Genomic DNA, 6490 nt, shown 5'->3' on the forward strand with positions numbered 1-6490 from the left:
TCGCTCCAACAGAGAAATGTAATCCTGTGGGAGCATGGCTTGCCAGCGATAAGGTCGCCTCGTTTTTAAGCGAACAGCTATTAGAGCGCCAACTCAGCTACAACCGCTGCCAGCGCTTTGGCCGGGTCAGCCGCCTGGCTGATCGGGCGGCCGATGACGAGGTAGTCCGAGCCTGCGTCCAGCGCCTGACGCGGGGTCAGGATGCGGCGCTGGTCGTCCTGAGCGCTGCCGCTTGGGCGAATGCCGGGGGTGACCAGTTGCAAGGCCGGGTGTGCAAATTTAAGCGCTTGAGCTTCCAGAGCAGAACACACCAGCCCGTCCATGCCAGCCTTCTCGGCCAACGCAGCCAGGCGCAGCACTTGCACTTGCGGGTCGACGTCCAGGCCGATACCGGCGAGATCTTCGCGCTCCATGCTGGTCAGCACGGTCACGCCGATCAGCAGCGGCTGCGGGCCAGTGCGCTGGTCGAGCACTTCACGGCAGGCCGCCATCATGCGCAGGCCGCCCGAACAATGCACGTTGACCATCCACACACCCATCTCGGCCGCTGCTTTGACAGCCATGGCGGTGGTGTTGGGGATGTCATGGAATTTGAGGTCAAGAAACACTTCGAAGCCCTTGTCACGCAGGGTTTCGACGATGTCCGAAGCGCAACTGGTAAACAGCTCTTTACCGACTTTAACGCGGCAGAGTTTGGGATCCAGCTGGTCAGCCAGCTTCAAAGCGGCGTCACGGGTCGGGAAATCCAGGGCGACGATGACAGGAGTCTGGCAGACGGACATGAGCGGGTTCTCTGGTAAGTCGAAATCGGCGCGCATTGTATCCGAACCTTACAGCAGACGGTATTCGAACCGCCCAACTGAATCGATTCTCCCCAATGAATACGCCCTAAAGCGGACATTAGCCTGCCCGGGCTGCACCAAAGCTGCACCCTCTTGGCGCAGGCAAACGAGAACCGTTCTGCAAACGACGCGTTTGGGACCAATACGACTATGGTTCAGTGAGTGGCATGGCGACTGCAACAGGATGTTTCGATGATTCCACAGACTTCAGGGAGCTGCTCATGAACACACAACTCAAACCCACACTGGGCACGCTGCATTTATGGGGGATTGCGGTAGGGCTGGTGATTTCCGGCGAATACTTCGGCTGGAGTTACGGCTGGGGCGTGGCCGGGACGTTGGGCTTTCTGGTCACTTCGTTGATGGTTGCGTTGATGTACACCTGTTTCATCTTCAGTTTTACCGAACTGACCACGGCCATCCCTCACGCGGGCGGGCCTTTTGCCTACAGCCGTCGTGCCTTCGGTGAAAAAGGCGGGCTGATTGCAGGCCTGGCCACGTTGATTGAATTTGTATTTGCGCCGCCAGCGATTGCGATGGCCATTGGTGCCTATCTGAACGTCCAGTTTCCGGGGCTTGATCCCAAGCTGGCAGCGGTCGGCGCTTACATTGTGTTCATGACCCTGAATATCCTGGGCGTGAAACTGGCTGCGACCTTCGAACTGGTGGTTTGCATTCTTGCAGTGGCCGAGTTGCTGGTGTTCATGGGCGTGGTTGCTCCGGCGTTCAGCTTCAGCAACTTCGCGCTCAACGGTTGGGCCGGTTCTGACACTTTTAGTGCTCCGGCGATTGCCGGTATGTTTGCGGCCATCCCGTTTGCGATCTGGTTCTTCCTGGCCATTGAAGGCGCGGCCATGGCGGCTGAAGAGGCCAAAGACCCGAAACGTACCATCCCAAAAGCTTACGTCAGCGGCATTCTGACCCTGGTGATTCTGGCCATGGGCGTCATGCTCTTTGCAGGCGGCGTGGGCGACTGGCGCACCCTGTCGAACATCAACGACCCACTGCCACAAGCGATGAAAACCGTGGTCGGCGAAAACTCCGGCTGGTTGCACATGCTGGTCTGGATCGGCCTTTTCGGTCTGGTCGCCAGTTTCCACGGCATCATCATGGGCTACTCGCGTCAGTTCTTCGCACTGGCTCGCGCGGGCTACCTGCCCTCCTCGCTGGCCAAACTGTCGCGTTTCCAGACACCACACCGCGCCATCATCGCGGGCGGCCTGATTGGTATCGCGGCGATCTACAGCGACGGCCTGGTCAATCTCGGCGGCATGACCCTGACAGCAGCCATGATCACCATGGCGGTCTTCGGCGCCATCGTGATGTACATCATGAGCATGCTCAGCCTGTTCAAACTGCGTAAAACCGAACCCTCGCTGGAGCGCACCTTCCGTGCACCGGGTTACCCGATCGTGCCGGGTATTGCCCTGGCGCTGGCCGTGGTGTGCCTGATTGCGATGGCCTGGTTCAACGCACTGATCGGCCTGATCTTCCTTGCCTTCATGGTGGTAGGCTTCGTCTACTTCAGCCTGACAGCGCAATCACGCGCCGACGCTCCGGCTGACGCGATGCTGACCGGGCTTTAAATAACCACGCGATCAGGGCACAGGGCTAGACTTGAACCATTGGGCGGCGCGGCTGCTCAAACGGTTACATAAGAAAGGAGAGCCCTATGCCCTGGTATGCCTGGTTAATTCTGCTGGTTGCAATTGGTTCGATCGTGGGCGGTTTGATGGTCTTGCGCCAGTCCGCGCAGAAGCTGCCACTGACCGATGAGCAACTCAAACGTGTCCACGAGCGTAATGCCGAGATGGATGCAAAAGAGGCCAAGGATCGCTAGAACAACCAAAAAGACGGTGCCCATAAGCACCGTCTTTTTCGTTTAGCGTGTTGCCTGACTACGCTCGGTTGCCACGGCCCGATTGCTGGTCAGCGGCAGTACGGCTATTCGATAAGGCTGGAAAATCTTCAGCATCTGCCCGTTGTCGCGAAGTTGTTGCAGTAAGTGCTCGAACTTCTCGGCGCTGATCGGCGATTTCGGACGCAGCAAGGCAAAATGCCGATACGTTTGGTCGACCCGCTCCGAGACCAGTAACTGAGCGGCTTCCGTCCGGTTGCGAGCCATGAAGTCGCTGAGGTACGAACGCGTTACCAGCGCAATGTCCGCACGGTCGCGCATGACCATCAACAGATTACTGTCGTGGGAGTAAGTCAGCGTGGACTCAAAGTGTTCGCTGAGGTATTTCGGGTCTGCGTTGAACTGCGCAAACGCGTAGTGATAACCGCTGAACAGGGCTAACCGCTTGCCGTGCAAGTCATCAAAGTAGCTCTGATCGCGACCTTCCACCTTCCTTGAAACAAAGATCTCGGCATCTTCGAGCTTCATGTCGACCGCTTCATGGGGGATGCTCTGCCAATCCCAATCGGGATTTTCAAATATCGCCATGTCGATGCGACCTTGCTCGAAATCGCGAAACCGGCGCGGAATAGAAGTCGGTACCAGCACAAACTGATAATCACGCTGGGCGGCATTCAGCGCAGCCACCAGCTCAGGCAACAGCCCGGTATCTGCGCCTTTTTCCGGCCGGATGGTGTAGGGCGGGAAATGCGCCGCACCAATTCTTACTATTTGCGCAGCACTGACCGGCGTGGCCAGCAGTGCAGCCGCGCTTACCCACAAGGCTAGCGAAGCCATTCGCACAGACAAAACCGTCAAGACTGCGCACCTCTGAAATTGATGAACCCTAGGTGTTTTTTGGTGTTTAGACAATGAGCAAATAGTGCAAAACGAGGTTAATTATCCCTAAGTGCCATCATTAGCGCTTCATCCGCTAATTGATCCAGCGTCATGCTGCCTTGAGGCCTGAACCAGGTCGTCGTCCAGGACAGAGCGCCTGTCAAAAAGCGCCGCGTCACGAACACATCGCCTTTGATAAAACCGGCATCCTTGGCCTCCCCCAGCACCTGCAGCCAGAGTTGTTCGTAAAGGTCACGCAACGCGAGTACGTGTGCCTGGCCTTCAGGTGACAACGAACGCCATTCGTAAACCAGCACGGCCATGGCCTCACCACTGCCGCCCATGATCGATTGCAACTCACAGCGAATCAGCGCCAGCACGCGCTCGCGCACGGTACTGACTTCAGCCAACGCGGCACGCATCAAAGCGGTGTTGTAGATGATGGTTTCTTCCATCACGGCGCGCAGGATCTCGTCCTTGCTTTTGAAGTGATGGAAGATGCTGCCTGACTGGATCCCGACTGCACTGGCCAGATCACGCACGGTAGTACGCTCATACCCCTTGTTGCGGAACAGATGCGCCGAGACCTGCAACAACTTGCCCCGGGCGCTTTCCGGATCAGTGAGCTGGCCTGCGTCGACCAACTCACGCATGACCCATAGAGCTTGCTGCTCGTTCAAGTTCGCCTCCTCCAACCATTACACGCCGCGCCAGAACTCGAAACCCTGTCTTGTAGGAGCTGCCGAAGGCTGCGATCGCGGTGCGTCAGAATAAATGCTTCGCAGCCTTCGGCAGCTCCTACAGAAAATGCATTTCAATCCATTAGTTTGCATGTTGCTTGATGACCGCGCACCGAGGCTACAGAACCGGAAAATACTCAGGAAGCACCCGCATGCCCAGCAATCTATGCCTGCCCGCACAACCAAGCAAGCGCTAGGCCAATAAATAAATCACGCTCTGGCTGATCAACGGTCGCCTCAAATCGTTTTCAGCACTTCCAAAACCAAGCGCTTGCTTGGTAGTCTCGCCTGACTGTCTCGGGACCACGGAGGTCGACCATGAGCAAGTGTCTGCGCATCGGCTGTGCGAGCGCCTTCTGGGGAGATACCAGCACGGCCGCCGCGCAATTGGTTGAAGGCGGCAAGCTGGATTATCTGGTGTTTGATTATCTGGCCGAGATTACGATGTCGTTGATGGCCGGGGCACGGATGAAAAACCCGGACTTAGGCTATGCAACAGATTTCATCGATGTCCTGACACCGCTCCTCGGCAGCATTGCCGCACAGAAGATCCGTGTGATCAGCAACGCAGGCGGCATCAACCCCGCCGCTTGCGCCGCCGCGCTGCAAAGGGCCTGTGACACCTCAGGCGTGGCCCTGAAGATCGCCGTTTTAAACGGCGATAACCTGCAACCACAGTTCGCACATCTCAAGAAAGCCGGTATACGCGAGATGTTCAGCGGCGCCCCGCTACCCGCCATGTGCGTGTCGATCAACGCCTACCTCGGCGCTCCTGGCATCGTCGCTGCCCTGCAACAAGGTGCCGACATCGTGATCACCGGCCGCGTGGTCGACAGCGCGGTGGTCAGCGCGGCGCTGGTTAACGAGTTTGGCTGGCAGTGGGACGACTACGATCGTCTGGCCCAAGCGGCGCTGGCTGGGCATATCATCGAGTGCGGCGCGCAATGTACAGGCGGCAATTTCACTGACTGGCAGGATGTGCCGGACTACGAGCACATCGGTTTTCCCATCGTTGAGGTCAGCGAAGACGGAACATTTGTGGTCAGCAAGCCTGAAGGCTCCGGCGGGCTGATCTCGCCATTGAGCGTTGGCGAACAGTTGCTGTACGAAATCGGCGACCCACGCGCTTACCAGTTGCCCGACGTGGTGTGCGACTTCACTCAAGTCCAACTCGAACAGACCGGCGCGAACCGGGTTCGGGTCAAGAGCGCTCGCGGCTTTTCGCCCAGTGATCAATACAAGGTTTCAGCGACCTGGCCCGATGGCTTCCGCTGCACCGCCAGTTGCCTGTTGGCGGGGATCGATTCAGTCGCCAAGGCTCAGAGAGTCAGCCAGGCGATCATCGCTAAGACCAATGAGATATTCGAACAACGCGGTTGGGCGCCTTACAGCGAAGTAAACATCGAGTTATTGGGCAGTGAGGCGACTTACGGCCCCCACGGCAAACGCCGGGACAGCCGTGAAGTGGTGATCAAACTGGCCGTCCGTCATCCGCAAAAAGACGCCCTGATTCTGTTCTCCCGGGAAATTGCCCAGGCCGCTACCGGCATGGCACCGGGCCTGACCGGCATTGTCGGTGGTCGGCCCACGGTGTATCCGGTGATTCGCCTGTTTTCGTTTCTGGTGGACAAGTCGGTTTGTAGCCTGAGCGTCGAGATGAGCGGGCAGGCTCTGCCCTGCTGTTTACCCGATGTTCACCGGCTCGACCCGCTGGAACTGGCCGAAGACCTGCAACCACCCGCGCCACAAGGCCAGGCCGACGCCAACGTGCCATTAATTCGCCTGGCGGTGGCGCGTTCCGGGGACAAAGGTAACCACAGCAATATCGGTGTCATGGCGCGGCGTGCGGAGTACCTGCCATGGATCGCCGAAAGCCTGACGACCGCAGTGGTGGTGGACTGGATGCGCCATGTGCTGGACCCGATCCAGGGCCGCGTCGAGCGCTGGTATTTGCCGGGCAGCCACAGCTTGAACTTTCTGCTGGAAAACGCTCTGGGCGGTGGCGGCGTTGCCAGCTTGCGTATCGACCCGCAAGGCAAGGCGTTTGCCCAGCAATTGCTGGAGATAGAGATCGCGGTGCCGCAATGGGTGGCGGATGAGGTGAGTTGATGGCCCGGTGTCATAGCACCGCGCTGCCTCGCGGCAAAAACAGGACCTGTAGGAGCTGCCGA

At 58.3% G+C, this 6490-nt stretch carries 6 protein-coding genes; 3 read left to right on the forward strand and 3 right to left on the reverse strand.

From position 1 onward, the window contains the following. Positions 1–80 precede the first annotated feature (80 nt). On the reverse strand, positions 81–782 hold the full coding sequence (gene pyrF / locus AUC61_RS18485) for an orotidine-5'-phosphate decarboxylase (RefSeq protein WP_243247634.1): 702 nt from the start codon (positions 780–782) through the stop codon (positions 81–83). 281 nt (positions 783–1063) lie between these two features. Here pyrF and eat point away from each other — a divergent pair, with 281 nt between their 5' ends. Beyond that, a complete protein-coding gene (gene eat / locus AUC61_RS18490; protein WP_243247635.1) occupies positions 1064–2428 on the forward strand; it encodes an ethanolamine permease in 1365 nt (454 codons plus the stop codon). 86 nt (positions 2429–2514) lie between these two features. After that, on the forward strand, positions 2515–2682 hold the full coding sequence (locus AUC61_RS18495; RefSeq protein ID WP_122664846.1) for a DUF2897 family protein: 168 nt from the start codon (positions 2515–2517) through the stop codon (positions 2680–2682). Between the two features lie 42 nt (positions 2683–2724). Here AUC61_RS18495 and AUC61_RS18500 read toward each other — a convergent pair whose 3' ends face one another. Further along, positions 2725–3537 carry a substrate-binding periplasmic protein gene (locus tag AUC61_RS18500; RefSeq protein WP_243247752.1) on the reverse strand — a complete coding sequence of 271 codons (813 nt, stop codon included), beginning with the start codon at positions 3535–3537 and terminating at the stop codon, positions 2725–2727. Positions 3538–3635: 98 nt separating this feature from the next. Then, positions 3636–4259 carry a TetR/AcrR family transcriptional regulator gene (locus AUC61_RS18505; RefSeq protein ID WP_243247636.1) on the reverse strand — a complete coding sequence of 208 codons (624 nt, stop codon included), beginning with the start codon at positions 4257–4259 and terminating at the stop codon, positions 3636–3638. A 378-nt stretch (positions 4260–4637) separates the two neighbouring features. Here AUC61_RS18505 and AUC61_RS18510 point away from each other — a divergent pair, with 378 nt between their 5' ends. Continuing rightward, positions 4638–6428, forward strand: a complete 1791-nt coding sequence (locus AUC61_RS18510; protein WP_243247637.1) for an acyclic terpene utilization AtuA family protein — start codon at positions 4638–4640, stop codon at positions 6426–6428. Positions 6429–6490 lie beyond the last annotated feature (62 nt).

Source organism: Pseudomonas maioricensis (assembly GCF_022790535.1).
Classification (GTDB): domain Bacteria; phylum Pseudomonadota; class Gammaproteobacteria; order Pseudomonadales; family Pseudomonadaceae; genus Aquipseudomonas; species Aquipseudomonas maioricensis.

What these genes read in the sequence shown, in the direction of transcription:
- pyrF (WP_243247634.1), bottom strand. Translation starts at nt 782, where the DNA reads ATGTCCGTCTGCCAGACTCCTGTCATCGTCGCCCTGGATTTCCCGACC.
- eat (WP_243247635.1), top strand. Translation starts at nt 1,064, where the DNA reads ATGAACACACAACTCAAACCCACACTGGGCACGCTGCATTTATGGGGG.
- AUC61_RS18495 (WP_122664846.1), top strand. Translation starts at nt 2,515, where the DNA reads ATGCCCTGGTATGCCTGGTTAATTCTGCTGGTTGCAATTGGTTCGATC.
- AUC61_RS18500 (WP_243247752.1), bottom strand. Translation starts at nt 3,537, where the DNA reads ATGGCTTCGCTAGCCTTGTGGGTAAGCGCGGCTGCACTGCTGGCCACG.
- AUC61_RS18510 (WP_243247637.1), top strand. Translation starts at nt 4,638, where the DNA reads ATGAGCAAGTGTCTGCGCATCGGCTGTGCGAGCGCCTTCTGGGGAGAT.